Annotated in this window: 26 protein-coding genes and 1 riboswitch; of the genes, 21 read left to right on the top strand and 5 right to left on the bottom strand. The window is 48.2% G+C overall.

All coding sequences use genetic code 11. From position 1 onward, the window contains the following. The first annotated feature begins 77 nt into the window (after positions 1-77). The 3 genes from MKY48_RS20360 to MKY48_RS20350 all read left to right on the top strand — a co-directional run bounded on the left by MKY48_RS20360 (position 78) and on the right by MKY48_RS20350 (position 3,708). A complete protein-coding gene (locus MKY48_RS20360; RefSeq protein ID WP_215154055.1) occupies positions 78-1,577 on the top strand; it encodes a sugar ABC transporter ATP-binding protein in 1,500 nt (499 codons plus the stop codon). 34 nt (positions 1,578-1,611) lie between these two features. Further along, positions 1,612-2,580, top strand: a complete 969-nt coding sequence (locus MKY48_RS20355; RefSeq protein ID WP_076321977.1) for an ABC transporter permease — start codon at positions 1,612-1,614, stop codon at positions 2,578-2,580. A 108-nt stretch (positions 2,581-2,688) separates the two neighbouring features. Continuing rightward, a complete protein-coding gene (locus tag MKY48_RS20350) occupies positions 2,689-3,708 on the top strand; it encodes an ABC transporter substrate-binding protein (protein ID WP_339293533.1) in 1,020 nt (339 codons plus the stop codon). Between the two features lie 223 nt (positions 3,709-3,931). On the opposite strand, the gene MKY48_RS20345 is transcribed toward MKY48_RS20350, so the two are convergent. Further along, entirely contained in the window at positions 3,932-4,477 is a 546-nt protein-coding gene (locus MKY48_RS20345; RefSeq protein WP_339290590.1) for an AAA family ATPase, read from the bottom strand. Positions 4,478-4,862: 385 nt separating this feature from the next. Between MKY48_RS20345 and hxlA the strand changes: the two genes are divergently transcribed. The 3 genes from hxlA (at position 4,863) to MKY48_RS20330 (ending at position 6,565) form a co-directional block, all read left to right on the top strand. Then, positions 4,863-5,495: a 3-hexulose-6-phosphate synthase gene (hxlA, locus tag MKY48_RS20340; protein ID WP_339265881.1), complete on the top strand. Its 633-nt coding sequence runs from the start codon at positions 4,863-4,865 to the stop codon at positions 5,493-5,495. Between the two features lie 6 nt (positions 5,496-5,501). Beyond that, on the top strand, positions 5,502-6,065 hold the full coding sequence (hxlB, locus tag MKY48_RS20335; protein ID WP_339290588.1) for a 6-phospho-3-hexuloisomerase: 564 nt from the start codon (positions 5,502-5,504) through the stop codon (positions 6,063-6,065). An 80-nt stretch (positions 6,066-6,145) separates the two neighbouring features. Beyond that, positions 6,146-6,565 (top strand): helix-turn-helix domain-containing protein, encoded by a 420-nt coding sequence (locus MKY48_RS20330; protein WP_339265878.1) that lies wholly within the window; start codon positions 6,146-6,148, stop codon positions 6,563-6,565. A 296-nt stretch (positions 6,566-6,861) separates the two neighbouring features. Here the strand turns inward: MKY48_RS20330 and MKY48_RS20325 are convergent, their stop codons facing one another. The 3 genes from MKY48_RS20325 to MKY48_RS20315 are packed head-to-tail and all read right to left on the bottom strand — an operon-like array spanning position 6,862 to position 8,082. Then, positions 6,862-7,368, bottom strand: coding sequence for an SRPBCC domain-containing protein (locus MKY48_RS20325; RefSeq protein WP_339290587.1), 507 nt, complete (start codon positions 7,366-7,368; stop codon positions 6,862-6,864). A 33-nt stretch (positions 7,369-7,401) separates the two neighbouring features. Further along, positions 7,402-7,719 (bottom strand): metalloregulator ArsR/SmtB family transcription factor, encoded by a 318-nt coding sequence (locus MKY48_RS20320; RefSeq protein WP_215154063.1) that lies wholly within the window; start codon positions 7,717-7,719, stop codon positions 7,402-7,404. 24 nt (positions 7,720-7,743) lie between these two features. Then, positions 7,744-8,082 carry a DUF1801 domain-containing protein gene (locus tag MKY48_RS20315; protein ID WP_339265874.1) on the bottom strand — a complete coding sequence of 113 codons (339 nt, stop codon included), beginning with the start codon at positions 8,080-8,082 and terminating at the stop codon, positions 7,744-7,746. Positions 8,083-8,329: 247 nt separating this feature from the next. Here MKY48_RS20315 and MKY48_RS20310 point away from each other — a divergent pair, with 247 nt between their 5' ends. The 13 genes from MKY48_RS20310 to MKY48_RS20250 all read left to right on the top strand — a co-directional run bounded on the left by MKY48_RS20310 (position 8,330) and on the right by MKY48_RS20250 (position 20,733). After that, on the top strand, positions 8,330-8,632 hold the full coding sequence (locus MKY48_RS20310; RefSeq protein WP_339265873.1) for a hypothetical protein: 303 nt from the start codon (positions 8,330-8,332) through the stop codon (positions 8,630-8,632). A gap of 233 nt (positions 8,633-8,865) precedes the next feature. Next, positions 8,866-10,074: a GTP-binding protein gene (locus MKY48_RS20305; RefSeq protein ID WP_339265871.1), complete on the top strand. Its 1,209-nt coding sequence runs from the start codon at positions 8,866-8,868 to the stop codon at positions 10,072-10,074. 149 nt (positions 10,075-10,223) lie between these two features. After that, positions 10,224-10,583 carry a hypothetical protein gene (locus MKY48_RS20300; protein ID WP_339265869.1) on the top strand — a complete coding sequence of 120 codons (360 nt, stop codon included), beginning with the start codon at positions 10,224-10,226 and terminating at the stop codon, positions 10,581-10,583. Continuing rightward, complete coding sequence (locus tag MKY48_RS20295) at positions 10,549-10,800, top strand: YolD-like family protein (RefSeq protein ID WP_076321967.1); 252 nt, start codon at positions 10,549-10,551, stop codon at positions 10,798-10,800. Before MKY48_RS20300 ends, MKY48_RS20295 begins: the two co-directional genes overlap by 35 nt. Before the next feature lie 108 nt (positions 10,801-10,908). Next, a riboswitch (ZMP/ZTP riboswitch) is annotated at positions 10,909-10,988 on the top strand. A 66-nt stretch (positions 10,989-11,054) separates the two neighbouring features. Then, positions 11,055-11,903, top strand: coding sequence for a tetrahydrofolate dehydrogenase/cyclohydrolase catalytic domain-containing protein (locus MKY48_RS20290; protein ID WP_339265867.1), 849 nt, complete (start codon positions 11,055-11,057; stop codon positions 11,901-11,903). Positions 11,904-12,218: 315 nt separating this feature from the next. Beyond that, positions 12,219-13,211 carry a LacI family DNA-binding transcriptional regulator gene (locus MKY48_RS20285; RefSeq protein WP_339265865.1) on the top strand — a complete coding sequence of 331 codons (993 nt, stop codon included), beginning with the start codon at positions 12,219-12,221 and terminating at the stop codon, positions 13,209-13,211. 183 nt (positions 13,212-13,394) lie between these two features. Continuing rightward, complete coding sequence (locus MKY48_RS20280; RefSeq protein ID WP_339265863.1) at positions 13,395-14,900, top strand: sucrose-6-phosphate hydrolase; 1,506 nt, start codon at positions 13,395-13,397, stop codon at positions 14,898-14,900. Beyond that, entirely contained in the window at positions 14,897-16,318 is a 1,422-nt protein-coding gene (locus tag MKY48_RS20275; RefSeq protein ID WP_098746427.1) for a sucrose-specific PTS transporter subunit IIBC, read from the top strand. Before MKY48_RS20280 ends, MKY48_RS20275 begins: the two co-directional genes overlap by 4 nt. Positions 16,319-16,493: 175 nt before the next feature. Beyond that, a complete protein-coding gene (locus MKY48_RS20270) occupies positions 16,494-17,294 on the top strand; it encodes a Cof-type HAD-IIB family hydrolase (RefSeq protein ID WP_339265860.1) in 801 nt (266 codons plus the stop codon). A gap of 271 nt (positions 17,295-17,565) precedes the next feature. Further along, positions 17,566-17,928, top strand: coding sequence for a PadR family transcriptional regulator (locus tag MKY48_RS20265; RefSeq protein WP_339265857.1), 363 nt, complete (start codon positions 17,566-17,568; stop codon positions 17,926-17,928). Then, a complete protein-coding gene (locus tag MKY48_RS20260) occupies positions 17,915-18,931 on the top strand; it encodes a hypothetical protein (protein WP_339265855.1) in 1,017 nt (338 codons plus the stop codon). The genes MKY48_RS20265 and MKY48_RS20260 overlap by 14 nt, the downstream gene beginning before the upstream one ends. A gap of 222 nt (positions 18,932-19,153) precedes the next feature. Continuing rightward, on the top strand, positions 19,154-19,630 hold the full coding sequence (locus MKY48_RS20255) for a hypothetical protein (protein ID WP_339290582.1): 477 nt from the start codon (positions 19,154-19,156) through the stop codon (positions 19,628-19,630). A gap of 245 nt (positions 19,631-19,875) precedes the next feature. Next, entirely contained in the window at positions 19,876-20,733 is an 858-nt protein-coding gene (locus MKY48_RS20250) for a M23 family metallopeptidase (protein ID WP_339265851.1), read from the top strand. A gap of 100 nt (positions 20,734-20,833) precedes the next feature. Here MKY48_RS20250 and MKY48_RS20245 read toward each other — a convergent pair whose 3' ends face one another. Continuing rightward, positions 20,834-21,877, bottom strand: coding sequence for a hypothetical protein (locus MKY48_RS20245; protein ID WP_339265849.1), 1,044 nt, complete (start codon positions 21,875-21,877; stop codon positions 20,834-20,836). Positions 21,878-22,100: 223 nt separating this feature from the next. On the opposite strand from MKY48_RS20245, the gene MKY48_RS20240 reads away from it, so the two are divergent. Continuing rightward, positions 22,101-22,304, top strand: coding sequence for a hypothetical protein (locus tag MKY48_RS20240; protein ID WP_098746414.1), 204 nt, complete (start codon positions 22,101-22,103; stop codon positions 22,302-22,304). A gap of 28 nt (positions 22,305-22,332) precedes the next feature. Continuing rightward, a complete protein-coding gene (locus MKY48_RS20235) occupies positions 22,333-22,608 on the top strand; it encodes a hypothetical protein (protein ID WP_071220365.1) in 276 nt (91 codons plus the stop codon). Positions 22,609-22,640 lie beyond the last annotated feature (32 nt).

The raw sequence follows: 22,640 nt of genomic DNA, 5'->3' as shown, positions 1-22,640 counted from the left end.
GAATATTCCATTCCTCCGCAAGGGGAACGATTTGTACAATGATTCATAAAAGGTGCCAGCTTGAGAGGTGAGGGGTTTTGAGCGAAGTATTGATACAGATGGAAGGAATCACGAAGGGATTTCCGGGCGTGCTTGCATTAAATAACTGCCGATTTGAACTGCTGCGCGGTGAGGTTCATGCGCTTATGGGTGAGAACGGTGCTGGCAAATCAACCATGATGAAAATCCTGACCGGCGTATACCAGAAGGATGCAGGAACGATCACGTACAAGGGGCAGCCCGTGGATTTAACGAATCCGAAAGCGGCACAAGACGCGGGGATCAGCATGATCCATCAGGAATTGAACTTGGCGCCCGATCTGACAGTTGCTCAGAATATATTCATCGGGCGGGAGCCGCGACGAAAGCTCCGATTGTTTCTGGATGAGCAGGCGCTAAACCGACAAGTGAAGGAACTGTTCGAGCGGATGGGACTGGACATGGACCCATCCATCAAGGTTTCGGAACTAACGGTTGCCAAGCAGCAGATGGTGGAGATTGCCAAGGCATTGTCTTATAGCGCCGACGTGCTGGTCATGGATGAGCCTACTGCGGCTTTAAGCGAAACCGAGATTGAGGATTTGTTTCGCATCATTCGTCAGCTTCGAGAAGGCGGAGTTGGAATCGTTTACATTTCCCATCGGATGGATGAGATCAAGCGAATTACGGATCGCATTACGGTCATGCGTGACGGGCAGTACATCGATACGGTATCCACAGCTGAAGTTACCACCCAGGACATTATTTCCAAGATGGTTGGCCGGCAAATCTACGAGACCTCGAAGCCGGAGAGGAGCGCAGGTGAACGTGAGACGGTATTGGAGGTTAAAGGACTGAATCAAGGTCGAACTTTGAAGGACATTAACTTCACTCTGAAAAAGGGAGAAATCCTTGGCATTGCAGGGCTGGTTGGCGCGGGGCGGACCGAGCTTGCCCGGGCGATCTTCGGTGCCGACCGCATTCAATCCGGCGAGATCCACGTTCATGGCCGCAAGATAACGATCAAGGGCCCCCACGATGCGGTGCGGCAAGGGATCGGCTATCTATCCGAGGATCGTAAGCGCTATGGATGCGTTGTCGATCTGGATGTGAAGAGCAATGTGGCTATCGCGTCATACGGTAACTTCGTGCGTCCCGGGGGCTGGATGAGTACGGCCAGGATTCGCGAGCAGGCAGAGGAAATAGTGTCGCGATTGAAGGTCAAAACACCACATGTGGACCAGGAAGTAAAGTACCTCTCCGGCGGCAATCAGCAGAAAGTCGTCATCGGCAAATGGCTGACCCGCGATTGCGACATTCTGATCTTCGACGAACCGACCCGCGGGATCGATGTAGGGGCCAAGAGCGAAATCTACCGTTTGCTGAACGATCTAACGGCACAGGGCAAATCAATCATCATGATCTCGTCGGAGCTGCCTGAAATCCTTCGAATGAGTCATCGGATTCTCGTGATGTGTGAAGGCCGGATTACAGGCGAGCTGGAACATGAAGAGGCGACCCAAGAAAGCATTATGCATCTGGCTACAGCGAGAATGTAAGCCGTTATCCATACACGTCAGGAGGAATAAGCAGATGAACATTCAAATCAAATCGGGTGCGCTGCAGCAAGTGCTGGCTCTAGCCAGCCTGGTCGTTCTCATTCTATTCTTTACGTTCTCATCCAGCAATTTCTTTCAGTTCTCCAATATCGTGGGCATTCTTCTCTCGACCGCGGTGATCGGCGTGCTGGCTTTGGGATCTACCTTTGTCATCATTACCGGCGGCATTGATCTGTCCGTCGGGACGGTCATGACGCTGAGCGGTGTTATGACCGGCGTATGCATCACCTTCTGGGGATTACCGGTTCCTGTCGGCATCCTTGGCGGCATCTTGACGGGCGCGCTGTGCGGGCTTCTGTCCGGAACGGCGGTGGCGAAGATGAAGATCCCGCCTTTTATCGCAACGCTGGCGATGATGATGATCGCCAAAGGACTGGCCCTGATTATCTCCGGAGCCAAGCCGGTCTATTTCAACGACGCGGAAAGCTTTGCCGAGGTGTCCCAAGGCAGTGTGCTGGGCTGGTTGATACCGGGTCTCGATATTCCGAATGCGGTCGTTATTTTCTTCATTGCGGCGGTTGTAGGTTACCTCATCTTATCGAAGACCATCATCGGCCGATATAACTTTGCACTGGGCAGCAATGAAGAAGCGACCCGATTGTCCGGCGTCCATGTGGGCTTCTGGAAAATCGTCATTTACACCCTAACCGGCGCCTTTACCGGCTTGGCCGGTGTCATGATGGCATCGAGGCTGAATTCGGCCAATCCGGCCCTGGGTGCCGGGTATGAGCTGGAAGCCATTGCGGCGGTCGTGATCGGGGGAACTTCGCTCAGCGGAGGGAAGGGGACCATCATCGGTACGGTGATCGGCGCTTTGATCATGAGTGTGCTGACGAATGGATTACGCATTCTGTCCGTGCCGCAGGAGTGGCAAACCGTTGTCGTAGGGTTCGTTATCATACTAGCGGTGTATGCGGATATTTTGCGCAGACGCAAAGCGTAGGGCCTTTGTTAGAGCTGCGTTCCGCGCTAAGTTAGCCGAATGTTAACGGGTTAGAAGCTTCCTTGAATGGAAGTTCTATAGATGTACTATTTTGATAAACAAGGGGAGATGAAGATTATGAAAAAGCTATCCGTATTGGCTCTGATTCTCATGCTGACTGCAAGTATGCTGGCGGCCTGCGGTTCATCCGGCAAGAACGCTGCTGGAACCGACAGTCCAAGCGAGGGCGGATCCGGCTCCGGTTCGGCAGCCGAAGGGGAAATCTACATTCCGATCATTTCCAAAGGTTTTCAGCACCAGTTCTGGCAGGCTGTAAAAGCGGGTGCCGAGCAGGCAGGGGAAGAGCTTGGCGTAAAGATTACCTTTGAAGGACCGGAGACGGAATCCCAGGTGGATAAGCAGATCGAAATGCTGCAGGCAGCACTCGACAAGAAACCAAGCGCGATCGGCTTTGCCGCATTGGATAGCCAGGCCTCCATACCTTATCTGAAAAAAGCCCAGGAAAACAACATCCCTGTCATCGCCTTCGATTCGGGCGTGGAAAGCGACATTCCGGTCACGACGGCATCGACGGACAATATGGCTGCATCCGCGCTTGCGGCAGACAAAATGGCGGAGCTCATCGGAAATGAAGGCAAAATCGCGATGGTGGTCCATGACCAGACCAGCGTAACGGGGGTTAGCCGCCGCGACGGCTTTAAGAAGCAGATCGAAGAGAAGTACCCGAATATCGAAATCGTTGACATCCAGTATGGAGGCGGGGATCACCTGAAATCAACAGACCTGGCCAAGGCGATGATGCAGGCGCATTCGGATTTGAAAGGGATATTCGGGGCGAATGAAGGTTCTGCGGTTGGCGTCATTAACGCAGTAACGGAGATGAAAAAGGAAGGTCAGATCATCGTGGTCGGATTCGATTCCGGAAAAGCACAGATTGACGCAATCAAGAACGGGACAATGGCGGGAGCCATCACGCAAAATCCGGTCGGCATCGGATACGAGACGGTAAAAGCCGCTGTGGCGGCCATCAAAGGGGAGAAGGTTGAACCGCAGATCGATACGGGATTCTACTGGTACGACAAAAACAATATCGATAGCGACGAGATCAAAGCCGTGATTTACGAGTAAGATGAAATGAAGGGGAGCCCTATATGGGGCTCCCCTAAACGTGACATCCGCTTACGCAGACGCCACCTCCATATTCTGAATCAATTCGTTCAGCCTCCTTTCCGATCATTTGGTCCAGCCGGACATCTATATTAAACCATGGCTGGCGCCGGGAATGAAGTGAATAAACAGGCTTAATTGTTTTTTACCAGGAAGCCTTGTCATGAATGATACCGGGTTTATTTTAACGGATCTGCCCCTCGTCCCACATCCGCTTCCAAATCTCTTCAACCGTTTCTTCAGGAGATAAATCGGAGGTATCCAGCCACAGGCCGATCCTTGGCGTTTCGTCGGTTAACCGCCGGTTCAACTCATGGATGGTCCATACCCCGTAGCCTTTTTTGTCACGTATCTGCTCTCGTGCGCTAATAGCATTCTCGGATGGGTTTAACACAACGACGAAAACAGGAAGGCCGTTTAGCATTTCGGTTATTTGGTGCAGCGCCGGGCCGAGAATGACGTCCTGCAGAACGACATGAAAACCGGCTTCAGCATAGGTTCTGGCAACGGAGGCGGATAGCTGATACCGTAATGCGAGCTGCCTCTCCGCCTCTAGCGAAGCATCCGGAAGCATTTCTTCTCTGCCCCTGACTATCATTTTCCGAAACGAGTCCCCTCGCAAATGGACCCCGCGTTCAAACTTCTCCGCTAGCAGCTGGGCTACCGTCGACTTACCAGAGGCCATGACGCCAGTGACGACGATAACGGCTGGTTGACCTAAATATGACATCGCGTTTCCTCCAATTTTCAAATGAAGGGGAGCCCTATATAGGGCTCCCCTAAACGTGACACCCGCTTATGCGGATGCCACCTCCATATTCTGAATCAATTCGTTCAGCCTCCTTTCCGATCATTTTGTCCGGCCTGACAATTATATTAAACCACAGCCGGATGTCAGTCGAAAGTGAACAAACAGGCTTAATTGTTTTTTACCAGCCGCATTGAGACAGCATGCATAACAGAAAAAAATGAAGCAACTAACCCTTGTCCCTCCATATTACTTACTTCCACGTAAGTATCTCACTTATAAGTACGTACTTCCGTAAAGTAAACTGTCTACTCTACAATAATTGTGTAGTTATTAACCAATACACTCATAAGGAGAGATTGACAATATGGAACTTCAATTGGCATTGGATTTGGTGAATATTCCGGAAGCAAAACAAGTGGTGGCTGAAGTCGCCGAGTTTATCGATATCGTGGAGATCGGCACGCCGGTTGTCATTAACGAAGGGCTTCATGCCGTAAAAGCGATTAAAGAGGCTTTCCCGCATCTGCGCGTGCTGGCCGATCTAAAAATTATGGATGCGGGCGGTTATGAGGTCATGAAGGCATCCGAAGCGGGCGCGGATATCATTACGGTGCTTGGCGTATCCGACGATTCCACGATCAGAGGCGCGGTGGCGGAAGCCCTCAAGCAAGGCAAGCAGGTCATGGTGGATATGATCAACGTAAAGGACATTGAAGGAAGAGCACGGGAGATTGATGCTTTCGGCGTCGATTACATTTGCGTGCATTCCGGCTACGATCACCAGGCGGAAGGTAAAAACTCATTCGAGGAATTGGCTGCGATCAAACGTGTCGTTAAACATGCGAAGACTGCCGTTGCGGGAGGAATCAAAATCGAGACGCTCCCTGAGGTGATCCAGGCGAATCCCGATCTCGTCATCGTCGGCGGCGGAATTACAAGCCAAACGGACAAGAAGGTTGCAGCGGCTCAAATGAACCAACTTGTGAAGCAGGCTTAAATCAGAATGAGTCAAAAGATATTTCAACAAGCAGCCGTCGTTGCCAAGGAAATCGCGGTATCCATACAGCAGGTTGATGCTGTCCAGGTCGAGGAATTAATTGAACGGATCGAGCAATCCGATGCTATTTTCTTGGCAGGGGGCGGCAGATCCGGTCTGATGATCCGAGCATTTGCGATGCGGTTAATGCAGATGGGATATAAGGTGCATATCGTCGGCGATACGGTAACCCCGGCCATCGGCGCGCGGGATTTACTATTTATCGGTTCAGGCTCCGGCGAAACGCAGAGCTTGGTGGCGATGGCTCAGAAAGCCAAGGATATCGGATCAGCCATAGCAGTCGTAACGGTGAAGCCCGAATCGCGTATCGGAGTGCTTTCCGATGCGATCGTTCAGCTCCCCGGAAGCACCAAGGATCAGAATCAAGATACACTCGTCACTGTTCAACCGATGGCCTCTTTATTTGAACAGACGATGCTGATCGTGCTGGATGCGGTCATCCTGAGATTGATGGAGAAGAGTGAGCTCCACTCGGACCAAATGTTTGGCCTGCATGCCAATTTGGAGTAGGGTGCTGTCATGTGATATTTTCCACTTTGTTGATATAACCGCGACCGTTGTATACTGTAGGGAAGAAGGGGTGATGCATTATGGCAAGTGAAGTCAAACAGCGAATCAATCTGAAGGAAATAAACTGCCATAAAGAGTTAACCCTGGCGGTCATCGGCGGCAAATGGAAGCTGATCATCCTATGGCATCTTGGTTTAGAGGGCGTTAAACGCTTCGGTGAGCTAAATCGAATGATTCCTCATATCACGCAAAAAATGCTGACCAATCAGCTCCGAGAATTGGAGGAAGATCAACTGGTCCATCGTGTAGTTTACCCCGAGGTTCCGCCTCGGGTCGAATATTCGCTCACGCCCTACGGGGAGAGTCTTATGCCGATCTTGAAATTGATGTACGATTGGGGAAAAGATTACGGCGAACAGGTCATCTGGAAAGACGGTGAGAAGCCTGAGGATAAAGACGATGAACAGGCAACGGAACAAGCAGTTGCCCAGAAGCTGTAATTTCACGAAAATGTATACGAATGCCCGGGCAACGCGGTCGTCACAAATGCATCGAGCTGTAATCAGCGGATTCATACATTTGCCCGGGTTATTTTTACAAGGAAACTTGTTGTTTTTTCGGCAGGATCTGGTGACAGCACGATTCGTTGAAAAATAATTAAGGCGCTGATAGTATGGAAAACCCCCTTAAACTTAAGGGGGTTTTCGAGCAAGATGACGCTGAGCTCTGAAGAATTAAAAAGCGGCGAACAAATAGGTTCGCCGCCGCTGTTTTCGCGCTTCCTTGGTCAATGTAATTATTGCTGGCTTTTAAGATATTCAGCGAGTTGATCAAAAGTACCGCCAAATCCTTGTTTCACCATTGGAGCCATTTCATCAAATGCTGCTTGTTCTTCTGCAGTTGCGTTGACAGGGCCACCCTGCATTGTTAGCGTTGTTTTTCCATCGGCTTCTTCAAGTGTGATAATATTAATAATTTCAAGTGGCCAGCTTGCGTTAAAAGGTGCACGTATAGTGTTACCTTCTTCATCAGAGAATGATTGGATGAATACCAGTTTTTCAGGAACTATGACTTCTTGATATACAAATTTACCCCACATGGCTTGGGTACCATCTGGCGACTTCTGACAACCTAAGAACATACCACCTGGACGTACATCCATTCTAATAACATCTAGTGAAAACCCTTGAGGACCCCACCATTTACCGAAGTGTTCTGGATCCGTCCAAACTTTAAAAACCAGTTCTCGAGGGGCATTGAAAACACGGGTTAGAAGTAAGCCACTTTTGCTTTGCTCGGTCATTTGAATTCCTCCTAATATGAAAGGTTGCGGCTGCTACCCTTTCTTTTGTAATTTGTCTAAATAATCCTCAAGTTGATCTAAGCGCTGTTCCCAAATACCGCGGAACGATTCCAACCATTCGTCCATCTCTTGTAGCGGTTCAGGTCGTAGTCTATATATCCGTCGATTAGCCTCTGCCTGAACTTCTACCAATCCTGCTTCATGCAATATCTTTAAATGTTTGGAAGTCTGCGGCTGCCGGATTTTAAGGCGATCAGCAACCTGACTGACAGTTAAGGGACCGTCTCGTAATAGTTCGACTATCTGCAATCGGTTAGGTTCGGCTAGTGCGTTCAAAGTTGTCTGTTTCATATGACCTTACCCCCGATCTTGTTATTACAACGAACTCGATGCTTGAACTAAAAGTTCTGCTAGCAGCTCATAGTCTGGAGTATCATCTTCTCGAATTTTAAGCCATTTTCGTTCGGGTGGACCATCGAAATTTTTGGGGACTTCTAGATTTGTTGTGTTCATGATCATAAAGGCGATTGCATCTTTTGATGGTGAAATTACAGCTGCATATTGTCCGTTCTTTAGAAAATGTGGTTTTTTGTACTGAATCTTTTCTTCTACCTCCGGAATTGCTTCATGGACCATGAGTCGAAGCTTGTTACTGACGTCTACTTGCCAAGGCAGACTAAGGTTTTCGATGAACGAAATTACTTCTTGGCTCATATCTTGCCCTCCTTATTTGTGAATATTAACCAACGATTGGTTACAATATACCATGATGAGAATATTCTTGTAAAGGAATATTCGGAAATGAATCTTGCCTTTCCTCAAAGGGTTAGTAACTGAACGTAATTTGACAATAAAGTGAGCAAAATTCGAGAGTAGTTTAACCGTATGATGAGCACCACATGACAGTTTTACCGTGATACGATGTAAGCATAGAAAAGGCGAGAATGACACGCACGGCTGCATGAACGCGACATGCAACCGTGGCGTAGATCTTCTCGCCTTGCGTTTTTCGTTATTAATTTTTAATACTACTCTTCTTCTCTCCTCATTTGATAGTGATGGTGATAGTGGTGATGGTGATGATGATGGATCATATGATGGCCTGATGGAAAACTATATGGATGAAAATGGGGGTGATGCTCATGACCGTGACCATGCCCATGACCATGCCCATGACCATGATGATAAGGCTGAGGTTCTCTTTGTTGAGTTTCTTGAAGGTTATAGTTTTGTTGATTCATCGAATTTCTCCTTTTCGTCTTGAGATAATTCATATTATGTATACAAACGATTAGTGACACTTGACCATAAGAAAATGGGCTACCAAGATAAGTTAAATGGTGAGGAAATAAACCTCCGGTACCTAAGTGCCGGAGGTTTATTTTGCTGGCCGGATCATTTTCTGCACGGAAGGATTGACAATTCGCTGAAGGAGATATAATATCATACCGTATAAATCGTAATTATTACGATTAAGGAATGGAGGAAGTTCAGTAGATGAATAACAACAATAAGATTCCAGTTACCGTACTCAGCGGTTACCTCGGATCAGGCAAAACGACCGTGCTGAATCATGTGCTTCATAATCGTGATGGATTGAAGGTAGCGGTCATTGTGAACGACATGAGCGAAGTGAATATTGATGCGGATTTGGTTCGAGGGGAAGGGAGCTTGTCCCGAACGGATGAGAAGCTGGTCGAAATGTCCAATGGCTGCATCTGCTGCACCCTCCGGGAAGACTTGGTGCAGGAAGTTCAGAAGCTGGCACAAGAAAACCGTTTTGACTATATCCTGATTGAATCGACGGGTATTAGCGAGCCCGTGCCTGTTGCGCAGACCTTTGTTTATCCAGATGAGGTATCCGGTGTACAGCTGTCCGACCTAGCACGGCTGGATTGCATGGTGACGGTTGTAGACGCGAACCGATTCTGGAAAGACTTCTCTTCGGGCCAAAGCCTGCTCGATCGGAAGGAAGCGCTGGGCGAAGAGGATACGCGGGAAGTGGTGGATCTGTTGATCGACCAGGTTGAGACGTGCGATGTGCTGCTGTTGAACAAATGTGATCTGGTAAGCGAAGACGAATTGGCCAAGGTTGAAGGCATCCTTCGTAAGCTTCAGCCAAGCGCCAAAATCATACGCACTGTAAAAGGACAAGTCGCTCCTGCAGAAATTCTGAATACCGGTTTATTCGATTTTGAGAAAGCCAGTCAGTCCCCCGGCTGGATTCAGGAGCTTCAGAAGGAAGAGCATGTACCGGAAACGGATGAATACGGCATCAGCTCTTTTGTTTATCGGAGAAGAAGACCGTTTCATCCGGAACGGCTGGCAGCATTCATGAGTTATTGGCCGGAAGAGGTCGTACGCGCGAAAGGGATCGCTTGGCTGGCAGTGCTTGAGGATGTTGCGGCAAGTCTAAGTCAAGCGGGTCCTTCGATTCAGTTCGGGCCAGCTGGATATTGGGTGGCTGCTTTAACCGAGCAGGAACAGCAGGAGCTGATTCAGAGTGAGCCGGATGTGCAGCGAAAATGGGATGCCGTCTGGGGGGATCGGATGACCGAGCTCGTGATGATCGGGATTGGGATGGAACAGTCACAAATCGAGCAGGAGCTGGACGATTGTCTGTTGAGCGATCAGGAAATGCAGCTGGATTGGTCGACGTTTAACAATCCGCTGCCCTGGATGGCCATCGAAGAGCTATCACTGTAAGGTTATATTTTTTTGATTGAAATTAATCGTAATAATTACGAATGGATAAGGAGCCACTTGAGGGCTTTATAGGTAATCTAGAATATAATCCCCTTTGCGTAGACAGTGCTGAAGAAGAGCGCTACAGTTTACTTAAGGGGATTTTTGTCATGGAAAGTTCAAAAGAAGAATACGAAAGAAGCAGGGGAATATGCGGAAATTCATCATTTAAAAACTCAATTGCAGGAAAAGTTATTACCCTGTTTAGAAAGCGCCCTTCAGAAGGACCGGATTTTAAAAAATCATTTAATGATGTGGTCAATCTATTTATCTGTCCAGAACTTATAACTATCAAGTCCAGAGCACCTGCTTTGTATTTGTTGTATAATAGGAAGAATAGGAAGAAGATTCCCAATTCATGTTTCGATGATAGCTTTATCGTATTTCAGAATGTAATGCTGACGCATGAGCAACATCAATCAGGAGGACAAGGTAATGGCAAAAGCAAAGGTTCCAAAGAGACCCACTAGAGATGAGTTTGTACTGGAAGAACTCGGAAATCAGCTTACGGAAGCTTACCAGGAGGAATCGGTTATCGTGCTGACGGTCTGGGGAAGGGAAGAGGCGGTCCGCGGGCAAATCGATCAAATGGACTCCCGAACAGGGAAGGTACATATGAAACAGAATGGTGTTATAACGAAGGTTCCTTTTATGGACATTATGGAAGTGAATTATCCGAGAGACTAATCAGAATCATGTGTGCTTCCCGTAAATGAATCAAAGAGATTGTGATTTAAAGCGGTCGGCTTCATACCCGGTAGCGCGATGTCCAAAGTCGTGGTATATTAAAAAAAGTTATCTATGTGTTACTGGCGTAGCTTGGGGTACCAAGAGGGAGCACATAGGATCATATGCCGTACGCCTGGGCAAGAGGTAAGGAGACGATGAAGTCGCCTTGCCTCTTTATGTTTTTTAATACAATGGCGAAGGAGCGGATTAGCATGAGTAAGGAACCCGTAATTTTAGATGGAAAAAAGGTATCCGACGATATCAAGGCCAAGCTGGCTGTAAAGGTACAGGAATTGAAGTTGCAGGGGGTAACGCCTTGTCTGGCAACGATTCTGGTTGGCGATGATCCTGCTTCGGCGACCTATGTGCGGATGAAGGGAAATGCTTGCGAGCGGCTTGGCATCATATCCAAGAAAGTAGTGCTGGAGACATCGACAACGACCGAGGAGCTGATTGCTGCGATTCAAGAGCTGAACGAGGATCCGAATGTCCACGGTATTCTGCTGCAGCATCCGGTACCGCATCATATCGATGAACGGGCAGCCTTTGATGCCATTGACATTAAAAAAGACGTGGATGGAGTAACCACGCTCGGTTTCTCGCAGAATGCGTTTGGTTTTGCCGATAATCCGTCTTGTACGCCTGCTGCGATTATTGCGATTATGGATTATTATGATCTGCCGATCGAAGGGAAGCATGCCGTGGTGGTCGGACGCAGTCCGATTCTGGGTAAGCCGGTATCGATGATGCTGCTTAATCGCAATGCTACCGTTACGATCTGCCACTCGAGAACGAAGAACCTTGGGGAGATTGTGTCCCAGGGAGATATCGTGGTTGCGGCCGTAGGCAAGCCTAATTTCATTCAAGGGGACTGGATCAAGCCGGGAGCCGTCGTATTGGATGCCGGCTATAATCCAGGCAATATCGGCGACTGCGATTACGATGCCTGCGCGAAGTTGGCATCCGCAATTACACCAGTACCTGCCGGTGTTGGCCCCGTTACGATTGCTACATTGCTGAAGCATACCGTCGAATCGGCTGAGCGAACCGTGCAAGGTTAACAGTAACCATGTAATAACGGGATAAGGCACGGTCCATTTGCGCGTCCCGAAAGGGGATTTGCATGGAGAATCCCCCTTTGAATCGCTTCGTTCCTCGCTAGAATCTGGAACGCAGAAAAGTATTGCCCATCAAAGGCTCGGGGTGGAGTCTGCATTTCACGGATCCCTGGACGTCATGGTATAGTTAGGAAAAAGCAAAATCGAAGGGGAGAGATTCATGCACAAACAACTCATTTCCAGTTGTGCTGCGGAGCAAGGAGCTGTGGAGGATAATCTGTTCGTTGCAGCGCCGCAAGCGGCTCCCGGGAGCACCGAATGAAGAACACGATTGCAGATATTGCCAAAAAAGCCGGAGTTGCCAAAAGCACGGTCTCCCGTTTCTTAAACGGAGGTTCTGTCAGTAATGCAACACGCCGTAAGATAGAGCTGGTCATTCAGGAAACCGGTTATATTCCGAATTCGTTCGCACAGAGCTTGAAAGCGAAAAAAACCAGCATGATCGGCACCATTGTGCCGCGTCTGGATTCATTCTCAGCATCGCAGACCGTTGCCGGCATGGATGAAGAATTAAGGAAACACGGTTATCAGCTTCTCATTATTAATGCAAGCCAGGACTTATCCAGGGAGATTGAAGCGCTGTATGATCTCGCCAGACAAAAAATATCTGGCATTATTTTATTCGCTACTCAGGTGACGGAAACGCATCTTGCCGCGATTAAAGAGATCGGCATCCCCGTCATCCTGCTCGGACAACAGCATAAGGATGTCCACAGCATGATATATAACGACTATGCCGCAGGTTATGACATGGGCCGATATGTGCTGTCCATGGGACACCGTCATATATCTTATATCGGCGTGACGGAAAAAGACGTTGCTGTCGGAGTTCAGCGGAAGGAAGGGTTTCTGAAGGCGTTAAGCGAGTATGACGAGGTTGAGGCGGTTCTCTATGAGAGTGGGTTTAAGATGTCGGATGGTGTAAAGACCGCATTGTCCATTTTTGAGTTGAACCGAACGCTGCCAACTGCAATGGTCTGCGCTACCGACAACATCGCGTTAGGCGTTATGAAAGCGGCTCATATGAAGGGCATCCAGATCCCCAACGAACTCTCCGTTACCGGATTTGGCGGATACGACGTTACCGAAGTAATTCATCCCGGATTGACAACGGTTAAATATGGATATTCCCAAGCGGGCCACCTCGCCGCTCAGCATATCATAAAGCTGGTCAACGACGAGCCTGTGGATTTCCTGACGGTCATGAATTGCGATATGATTCATCGGGAAAGCGTTGACAATCTAAATTAGGTATTTTATACTGAAAAAAACGGAACCGGTTCCAATACTGCTTTTGCTTGGTATTGGAGCTGAGTTCATTATTTTTAACCCTAAATGGAACCGGTTCCGTTATAAATGAGTTAGGCTGATGTTCACGCATAGCATGATCAGTTTGGTTTTTTTTGAGAAAGCCTATTTACAAGGAGAAGAGACATGGACAGAGAACCGAGATACCGACGCCTGGATCAGGCCTCTCCCGAAGAGATTGCCTCCTTGAAGGAGCAAGCGAAACGAAGCGAATGGAGGCAGAGGTTTCACATACAGCCCATCATGGGCTTGCTGAATGACCCCAACGGATTTTCTTATTATAACGGGGAATACCACTTGTTTTATCAATGGTTTCCTCTGGGCACGTTTCACGGCCTGAAATACTGGTACCATACCTCCTCCAAGGACTTGGTGCACTGGCAAAACAAAGGCATCGCCATTGAGCCCGGGGACTCGCATGATGCATACGGCGCCTATTCGGGAAGCGGGATCGTGAAAGACGACAAACTGTATCTGATGTATACCGGGAATACCCGGGATGAGGAATGGAACAGGCATTCTTATCAATGCATGGCCGTGATGGACCGTGTTGGCGCCATCACGAAGTTCGATAAGCCGCTGATTGACCGTGTGCCGGACGGATATACCGAGCATTTCCGTGATCCGAAGGTATGGAAAGACGAAGACCTGTTCCGGTTCGTCATCGGCGCCCAAAGGGACGATCAGACAGGAACGGCTGTCGTATATGAATCACCGGATTTGCTGGACTGGACATGCAAAGGGGAAATCCAAACCTGTCTTGAACATTTTGGCTACATGTGGGAATGCCCCGATTATTTTGAACTGGAAGGACAGGGCGTGCTGCTGTTCTCGCCGCAGGGGCTCAGTCCGCAAGACGACGAATTCCGGAACGTTTACCAATCCGGCTACATCGCGGGCAAGCCGCTGGATCGGAGGTCGCTGGAGTTTGAACACGGCTCCTTTTACGAGCTGGACAGAGGTTTTGATTTCTACGCGCCGCAGACCATGCTGGATGAGAAAGACCGGCGCATCATGGTAGGCTGGATGGGTTTGCCGGAGGTCGTCTATCCAACCGACTCGCATGGCTGGGCGCATTGTTTGACGCTTCCTCGTATACTCACTTTCCGTGAAGGGAAGCTGATTCAGAACCCCGTCCCCGAGTTGGAACTTCTTCGTGTGTCGACAGCCATGGAAGCAGCGGATACGCTTTACGGCGAAGTGAAGAGTTATGCAGGGGTTGAGGGAACCGTATTCGAGATGATATGCGAGTTCCACTCGATCGAAGCGGACGTTGTTGGCATTGAATTTCGAGCCGGCGAAACGGAGCGGACCGTCATCCGGTATGACGCCGTCAGGCAAAAGGTTACGCTGGATCGCTCATCATCGGGTGCAACGATTGTGAGTGATTACGGAACGACACGTACCTGTATGCTGCATGCCAAAGTAAACTCAATCAAATTCCATCTCTTTGTGGATATTTCTTCGGCAGAAGTGTTCGTCAATGATGGCGAAGAGGTGTTTACGAGTCGGATATTTCCAAAGCAGGACAGCCGTCATATTCGATTTTTCGCAAAAAACGGCAGCACCGGCTTGAAGGTCACGAAGTGGGATCTTGCCCAAGCCGTAAAAGATATAGAAGGGGATGAATGAACATGGCAGCGGATAATCGGAAAATTGCAAAGCAGGTAGTGGAAGCCATCGGTGGCAGGGAGAACATCGCTTCCTTTGCCCACTGTGCTACGAGACTCCGAATTATGGTTCACGATCAGAAGAAGATTGACCAGAAGAAGGTCGAGAATATCGATAAGGTCAAAGGCGCTTTTTTCAACTCCGGCCAATATCAGATTATTTTTGGGACGGGAACCGTTAATCAGATTTTTGAAGCGGTAGAATCGCTTGGGCTGGAGAGCACAAGCAAGGATGAGTTGAAATCCGAGGCGAAAAAATCAGGAAATCCGTTTCAGCGGGCGATTCGCACGTTCGGTGACGTCTTTGTACCGATTATCCCGATATTAGTCGCCACAGGTTTGTTCATGGGATTACGGGGATTATTGACGCAAGAAACCGTCCTCGCCTGGTTTGGAGCGACGCCTGATGATATCTCGCCTAATTTTCTGCTTTTCACCCAGGTACTAACGGATACGGCTTTTGCTTTCTTGCCGGCATTGGTGGCATGGTCCGCATTCCGGGTGTTCGGAGGCAGCCCCGTGCTTGGTATCGTGCTGGGTTTGATGCTGGTTAACCCGGCTCTTCCCAACGCATATAGCGTGGCGAACGGTTCGGCCGAAGCGCTCATGCTCTTCGATTTCATTCCGGTTGTCGGATATCAGGGTTCGGTCCTGCCAGCCTTCTTCATCGGACTGCTGGGCGCGAAATTCGAGAGATTTTTGAGAAAGCGTATTCCTGAAGCGATTGATTTGATCGTTACGCCATTTTTAACTCTGCTCGTTATGATCATCCTCGGTCTGTTCGCAATTGGACCCGTGTTCCACTCTCTGGAAGAGGTAGTCATGAACGTGACCACCTTCTTGCTGGAGCTGCCGTTTGGCATTGCGGGTCTTGTGATCGGTTTCTTCAACCAGATCATTGTAGTCACCGGCGTGCATCATATTTTCAACTTCCTTGAAATTCAGCTTCTTGAGAAGACGGGAAGCAATCCGTTTAATGCGATCGTGACTAGCGCCATGGCAGCGCAGGGGGCAGCTTGTCTGGCTGTCGGACTCAAGACAAGAAATAAGAAACTAAAGGCGTTATCCCTGCCATCCGCATTCTCGGCCATGCTGGGAATATCGGAACCGGCGATCTTCGGGGTCAACCTCCGTTACGTCAGACCGTTCGTTATCGCCCTGATCGGCGGTGGCGTGGGCGGTTTCATGGCTTCCCTCTTCCAGCTTGAGGCTACGGGTATGGCGATTACCGTTATACCCGGTACGCTCCTATACTTGAACAGTCAGCTTCCACTTTACATTTTGTGCAACTTAACAGCGATGGCTATAACGTTTGTACTGACTTGGTTGTTCGGATTCAATGATAAAATGCTCGATGAGGTTCGCTCGGAAGCGAAATAATTATTTTTATTTTTTCGATTTTTGATATCGTGAAAACCGCGCTCCGGCGCGGTTTTTATGCATTGTCGGGAAGCGCCGGATCCGACCTTGCTGAAATTGTGGCTTGCTCTGAAATGCTTTTCATCATTTACAATATGGTTACTGGCTAGAATATACGGAAGAGAGGCGAGTTTCATTGAATAGGAAAATCATATTTTTTGATATTGACGGGACGCTGCTGGATCATGAAAAAAAGGTTCCGGCTACAACGAAGGAGTCCATACAAGAGTTAAAGGATGCCGGGCACATCGTCGCCATAGCGACAGGGCGCGCTCCTTATCATTTTGAAGAACTGCGGGAGGAGCTCGGTATCAATTCCTATGTTTGTTTGAACGGACAGTATGTGGTTCACGAAGGCCAACCGATCTATGGAAATCCATTGGCGATAGATGCCTTGCAGCAGCTGACGGAGCAGGCCGTGGAGCTTGATCATCCGATCATCTATGCCGGCAGTGAAGCCATGAAGATGAACGTAACCGAGCATGTTCATATCGATTCCAGCTGGGGCGAGCTGAAACTTACGATCCCGGAATATGATCCCGAATATTACTTGGGCAGAGACATTTATCAGGCTATTGTATTCTGCACGGAGGAAGAGGAAGCGGCTTACGTGAACAGATTCGAAGGTCGGTTCGATTTCGTTCGATGGGGTCCTTATGGAATCGATGTGTTACCGTCGGGCGGATCCAAAGCGGAAGGGATCAAACAATTAATTCAGCTGCTGCACATCGATCTCGAGGATACTATCGCTTTTGGTGACTATCTGAATGATCTGGAGATGCTGTCACATGTAGGCCACGGTGTGGCTATGGGCAATGCGCCGGAGATCGTTAAGCAGGCGGCCAGATATATAACCCGGGATGTTGATCAAGATGGTATACAGTACGGTCTTCGTATGTTGGGTCTCCTGGGCAAGGAAGCGCAGGAGATCGTATAGTTTTTCGAAAAGCGGCAGGATTGACGCGGAACACATCGCTGGAAATGTTAAATGAGATGAGAGCAAGTAAGAAGGTTATCTTATGACCTGGGACAGTCCCGGTCGTAGGATAACCTTTTTTTACATGAAAGGGTAGGCTTTAATGTGGCCTGCTGTCTGGTTCAGGAGCCTTGCAACAAGTATTAATCGAAAAATAATTTTAAATAATTATTATTCGACTATATACATTAGTGTGTGGCATACAGTATAATAATTTCCAGGAGTTGATGATATGTCAGAGGATCAAGATATTCTGCACAGTTTGGTTCAGGAGCTTCGGCGAGGAACCATCATTCTTGGTGTCCTCAGCCAATTGTCGGAACCTCAGTATGGATATTCATTGGTGACCATACTGCAGGAGAAGGGGATCAGCGTGGAAGCGGGTACCCTGTATCCCTTGCTGCGGCGGTTGGAGAAACAAGGCTTGCTGGATAGCGAGTGGGATACGAATGAGGCTCGTCCGAGAAAATATTACATCATAAGTCAGACAGGTAAGGATATATATCGGCAGCTATATCATGAATGGAAGGATATGATGACAAGTCTGGAGGGACTTGTTGATGACAAGGGGGACTCAAGTAATGGATCTGATTAACAGGTATATTTATGCGGTGACGCAGAAGCTGCCCGAATCGCAAAGGGCCGATATTGAAAAGGAACTTCATGGACTCATCGAAGATATGCTGGAAGACAGGGGCGCTGGTGGTGAGATCGCAAGCACTGAAGCTGTAGAACAGGTGCTGCTGGAGCTCGGGCCACCCGGGGAAATGGCAGCAAGATATAGAGGGAGAGAGCGTTATCTTATTGGTCCCGGTTTGATTGACAGCTATTGGTCCGTCCTGAGGATCGTTCTGTATTCGATAGCCGTTGCTCTTGGCATTGTCTATATCATTGATTTCTTTACACGCTCGGATCCCACCGCCGAGCAGCTTCTGGAGTACTTCGTCTCATTGCTGAGTGTAGCAACACAAGCGTTCGTTTGGGTCACCGTGATTTTTGCCTATATCGAATACCGTGGTACTCGCCAAGTCCCCAAAGATGCATGGAAACCGGCCGATTTACCCGTAATACCGGATCCTGCCTCGCAGATTAAACCGATTGAGCCGGTGCTCGGCATCATATTTTCCATACTGTTCTTCGTATTATTTACGTTTTCTATTGATCTGATCGGTGTTTATCGATTAAATGAAACCCTGGTTGCTATTCCTGTATTTGAACAAGCTGCATTTGCCAAGTATCTCCCGTTGATATGGTTTCTGACAGCCTTCAGCATACTCAAAGATAGCATCAAGTTAATTACACGAAAGTGGACGCCGCAGCTTGCCGTCGTTCATGTCATGTTTAACGTGGCTTCCGTTATCGTGGCAGTCATCGTGTTCTCCGATATGGCCATCTGGAATCCGTCTTTCATGGATCAGCTCATGCAATTGGGTCTCATAACACCGGGAGATGAAGCATATGACATTGCTAAATCAATTTGGGATCGATCCAGGGATGGCCTTATTTACGTCATTGTGATTATTACCCTTATAGATACTGTATCCGTTCTAATGAAATGGTTTCGGCGTAAGGAAGGCAATGCCACTTTAACTAAGTAAGACTATGCAACAAGGAGTTATCCAATATGATGGATAGCTCCTTTTTCTGTTCAGTTAGACCATGAACGACACGCGACCCATCGGATAAGCATAGGATATGGAACGACGCAAATAATTTTTTGACAAAAATGTGAATGATATGTGTCAAAATTATGTACAATGGTGTTATAATAGGGTAAGAGTTAAATGAAAACCCTTACAGAATGAACGGAGCTGATTATGATGAAATACGCAATCCATTACTCTACGAGAATGAAAGACGTTATTTTGTTTTCCTTTGTTATTAGCATTATTCTGTTTCAAGTAGCTACCTTGACCGAATATTCTTATCCTGTCCTATTCTATATGCAGATGGCGGTGAACGTCGTTGTTGTTGCGGCACTAGCGATTGAATGGTATGCCCGATTGGTGAAACGGGAAGTGAATATTCAGGAGAATTCAGATACGATTACCATCAATGGCGTAGAAATTCATGCCGACCAGATTCGTGAGATCAAGGTTTCCGGATGCCATAAAACCACATTCCAAATCAACCTCAAGGACAAGAACATGAATCCGATGTATTGCTGCTTTAAATTTGAAGAGAAGAATTGTGAAGGGATTCGGAGTCTTACGCGTTGGGCCGAGCGGAACCAGGTTTCCATACGTAAGGTTGGACCGCAAACCCGTTCCGGTTTGGTTCTCTCGTCTAACAATTAATATGCCAATTTATATCATATAGAAGCGCCTGAACCATCGATGAATGGGTTCAGGCGCTTCTTTGTTTTGGTTAGAGATGTATGCAATGATCGTTTGTTTTGTTATCCCGGCGTATTCGTCATGGACCCTATGCACCTAAGGGAGCTGAAAGTTTAACCAATGTTAAGTTTTTGTTTCGATGCAGGTTAATTTCGTAAGATATACTATGGATAATATTGGGTTGCCATACATGAGGAGGTTTGAATATGGTAGAAGTTTCGAGATTCTTGTTAAATGGGGAATACCGCAAGCTGTACGAGCTGTTTGGAGAGGATTTACGTTTACTCGTAACGGTCGAACAATTTGAAGCGATGGCAGAGGAATACACAGCAGGCGTAAACGCGTTCCATATCACGATGGACGACACGCTCAACAGGATCCGAATGATAAACTGGCTGGATGATAGCGGGCAAAAAGGCATTCAAGCGATGATCGATGAAAAGGGGACGATTGGAGGGCTTATGTTATCGCCTATTGAGAGATTTCCTGAATCGGATGCCAAGCAAACAGACTCAGTTTTCCGACTTCCTTTTAACGGAAAATGGTATGTGTTCTGGGGCGGCGAGAATGTTGTGGATAATTACCATTACGTAGAGGAAAGCCAGCGGTACGCCATAGACGTCATAAAGACTGAGAACGCGATGTCTTATAAAGGAGATCCCGACAAGAATGAGAGTTACTTTGCGTTTGGGGAAGAGATTCTTGCTGGTGCCCGTGGGAAGGTGCTGGGTACCGAGAATAACATCATAGACAATGAGCCAGTGGGTATAACAAACGAAACTGAACCCGTCGGTAACTATGTCATCATCGATCATGGAACTTCAGAATATAGTCTATATGCACATTTAAAGAAGGGGTCGGTATGCGTGAAGGAAGGCGCTGAGGTCGAAGCAGGCGATCTGATAGGTCGATGCGGCAATTCCGGTAACTCAACCGAAGCTCATTTGCATTTTCAAGTGTCGGATCATCCGGATTTGTTTGGGGTAAATACGAAGTCTCTTAACATCAACTGGCTTGGCGGTATCAAGGTAAGACGAGGCCGAGTTGTATATGGCGGGGGTTGAACATTAGATCAAACAAAAAGCATGGGCCTGAAATCTCAGCCCATGCTTTTTGTTCTATTCATTAATAAGTAGGCGCTCATGTTCATGTTAAGTTTGCAACTTAGCTGCTGCAGCCGCCGCCACAGCCACTCCCGCAAGAGGACCCGCTGCTGCAGGATGAACCGCTGCTGCAAGAGGAGCCCGATCCATCGCCTGATGACCCATCGCCCGAATCCGATCCGCCAGACCCACATGCCGAAGCGTAGGTGCAGGAGGAGCTGCTGCTGTTTTTGTGAAGCTCGCGTTCATCAGGGATCATGTGGTCACCAAATTGTTCCGGTGCGTTCCAGGCAAAATAGACGGCCGCAGCCAGGAGCACATCGCTATTCCGGAAATCGACCAGCTTCTCATGACGCGCCGGCTCCTCCTGGGCAGTTCGAACCCGATCTTGCAGATCCAGAATGATTGCATCGATGGCCGTATGCGCTGCAGGCATCTTCTCGTAGGTCCAGGCATTAAAGCGCTTCTGGCCATGATTCACGGTGAAATGGCGGGAAGTGTAGACCTCCAGCTCTTCGCGCGGCAGCGGGACGCGAAAGAAAGCTCCCCATAGCTTGGCGCTGTATTCATGCCAACCGAATAATTGTACATATACCGTATCAAACCACGCACGTTCATTCGGAATAGGCACATGCTCGCTTCCGGTATTTGGAGCGTGGTGAAGCATTTTTCCAAGAAAGCGTTCCGAGAATTGTTGGTACTCGTATGTATACATCAACATTTCATGCCATACTTCATCCACGTCTTTGCTGAACATGGGGACACGATCCAGCACGGCGCACATGATGAAGAACCGTTTAAGCTCCTGCCATCTCCATTCATACTCCTGTTCAGACAGATTCGGATGCTCACTCATTACTCGTTGCTTCAGCATGCTCTGATAGGTGTAGGGCAGTGCAGCCTCCAATTTGCCGACAAGCTCACTCGCCGGGCTTCCTGCCTTGACGATCGGCGGCAGTTCAGGTATTTTCCCGCGTCGAAGCTTATTGCCATTAGGGAGTGACTGGCTGCTGTGTTTGCGCAACGAGCGTTTCACGAAAAAAGAAATAATCCATACATCCACCACAACGAATAGAATAATCAGTATCCAGGTTGTTGAATTCATACCTTGTTCCCCCTGTCTTTTTTGTGTTTGGAGGTGGGCTTATTCATTCTCTCCTGAGTAAATTATTGCAAATGTAACGAGGGTTGGCAATTGAAATTGAAAATCGATTATAACTTGAATATGAGGGCTTCTTTATGATACATTCCGTGTGTATCTAACGTTTTTTGATCATGCAGCTGTGATCTTGATGGGTGGCAATTACGTTTACTTTAGGAGCATACATATGTTAACAGGTTGGAAACTATCCGTAATAGGTATTATTATTGTAGGCATTACCGGCATCGTTGCGTCTATTACCGGTCTGATCGAGCCTGGCCGGGCGATTGCGCTCTTCGTTGTATTCGTACTATTTATCGGGGCGCTGGAGCTGCTGGAACGAATCAGGAGCCGAAGAAAGAAGAAGGGGGAAGTGCAATCTTCCAAATAAAAATGTAAAGACAGCAAGGAGGGAGCTTGTGAATTGGGTAGCCGTGCAGCCGTACTACAAAATCAACCGAGTCGTGGATGGTATCGAACAACGAACGGAAGAGCAGGGGCGGGAGATGTTCCTGTACGAGGATCGCATCGTAACGAAATACCGGGAGTTCCCCATCAAGCAGGTCTTTGACCTGTCGTATCGGCCGATGGGAGACGGCGGTGGTTTCTTATACTTGCACACCCAGCAAGGAGTGTATTCGTACACGGTGAAGGATGATCCGGGTTCGTTTATATCGGCATTTAAAAATCTCTAATGGCATGATCCATAATAAAACTGGTCTCAGGT

The organism is Paenibacillus sp. FSL W8-0187, from assembly GCF_037969755.1.
Lineage (GTDB): Bacteria > Bacillota > Bacilli > Paenibacillales > Paenibacillaceae > Paenibacillus_AQ.
This window is presented reverse-complemented; position numbering and strand designations above follow the sequence as displayed.